Annotated in this window: 2 protein-coding genes; one reads left to right on the top strand and one right to left on the bottom strand. The window is 48.2% G+C overall.

All coding sequences use genetic code 11. The features are described from left to right. Window positions 1–900: ammonium transporter (locus tag B3D59_RS09180; protein ID WP_286819182.1), on the top strand; the 900-nt coding region annotated here is incomplete at its 5' end. Window positions 901–1,131: 231 nt separating this feature from the next. On the opposite strand, the gene B3D59_RS09185 is transcribed toward B3D59_RS09180, so the two are convergent. After that, the coding region (locus tag B3D59_RS09185; RefSeq protein WP_286819184.1) for a TonB-dependent receptor at window positions 1,132–1,708 on the bottom strand (577 nt) is incomplete at its 5' end.

Consider the following 1,708-nt stretch of genomic DNA (forward strand, 5'->3'; position numbering starts at 1 on the left):
GCCACCATCGTTTCCGGTGCCATGGCTGAACGGACCAAATTCACCGGTTACCTTGTATACAGTGCGGTGTTGTCCGCATTGATTTATCCCATCTTTGGTTCCTGGGCCTGGGGATCGCTGTTCAACGGTTCCGGCTGGCTTGAAGGTCTTGGGTTCATTGATTTTGCAGGCTCCACAGTTGTTCACTCTGTAGGTGGCTGGGCTGCATTGGCAGGCGCTATCGTTCTGGGTCCCCGTCTTGGAAAGTTCACCAAAGACGGTGGTATTAAACCGATTCTGGGTCACAACATCCCCCTGGCCGCCCTTGGCGTCTTCATCCTGTGGGTCGGCTGGTTTGGTTTCAACCCGGGTTCCACCACCACAGCAGATAAATCTATTGCAATGATTTTTGTCAACACCAATATGGCTGCAGCCACAGGCGCTGTGGTGGCCATGATCGTTTCCTGGGTTAAGTTTGGAAAGCCTGAAGTGGGCATGAGTTTGAACGGTACCCTGGCTGGGTTGGTGGGTATTACTGCCGGCTGTGCCAATGTTACGCCTGGTTCCGCCATCTTGATCGGCGCCGTTGCCGGTATTCTGGTTGTCTTCTCCGTACTGTTTTTTGATAAAATCAAAATCGACGACCCCGTTGGTGCGATTTCCGTACACGGTGTCTGCGGTGCCTGGGGAACCCTTGCTGCAGGTATCTTTAACATCGGCGGCACGAGCATCAAAATTTTGTCCGTACAGTGCATTGGTATTGTTTCCTGCTTTGCATGGACATTTTGCACGGCTTTTATCCTGTTCAAAATTATTGACTCTACCATGGGCCTAAGAGTATCTGCGGAAGAAGAGATAGAAGGACTCGACTCTACAGAACATGGTGGTAATGCATATCCTGACTTTTTAGGTAGCCATTAATCATGCGCCAGGCTGCTGCTTCGGAACTTCCGACAGCGGTCCGGCATTTTCCTCCTATGCAGGCAAGAATAATGTACTAAATAAAGTTAACGCAACCACCTGCATATTTGCTTGGCGTCCTCCTTACGCGCCAGATGCCTAAAGTACCTGCCGCCTCCCTCCCTCTAAGGCGGCAGGTACTTTATTTTTGTGACATCAAATACAGCAGGCTCTTATGGAAATTTCCAAAATTTAAAATTCATAGGTCAGCCGGATAAAGCCTCCCCGCTGGATCTGGGTTGAAACCATACTGATGATTTCAGACAGGCTTTGTTGCCTATCATCATGCAAGAGGTTATGTCCCACAAATTCAATTTTCCAGTCAGGGGAGGGTTCCCAGGAGAGGGAAAGCGTCAAATCAAAGAGGCCTGATTGGTCCTGTACATCAATGTCGTGGGTATAAGTCAGCCAGGTGTTGAAGCTTACGGTGTCAGACCATTTAAATCTGGACTGAAGAGAAAATTTGTGAGCGGAATAAAAACTGTTTAAAAACTCCTCCAACTCTCCACCAAATTCAAAATCCATATTCATGTAACTATAGCCTGCGATCAGTTTCCAGTCTTTTGTTGCCTGAACTTCGAGAAGGGCTTCCATCCCATAGGTATCGCCTTCCAGGTCGTTATTGGCCAGGAGGGTTTGATCAATGCCGACAGGCAATCCATTGCTGAATATAATGGAAGGGTCCGGGTTACTTCCTGTACGAAGAGTGCGGTATTGGTTGTAAAAAAACGACAATGATAAATTTGGGTACTCACCCGGTAATACTTTG

The organism is Desulfobacter sp. UBA2225, assembly GCF_002348205.1.
GTDB lineage: Bacteria > Desulfobacterota > Desulfobacteria > Desulfobacterales > Desulfobacteraceae > Desulfobacter > Desulfobacter postgatei.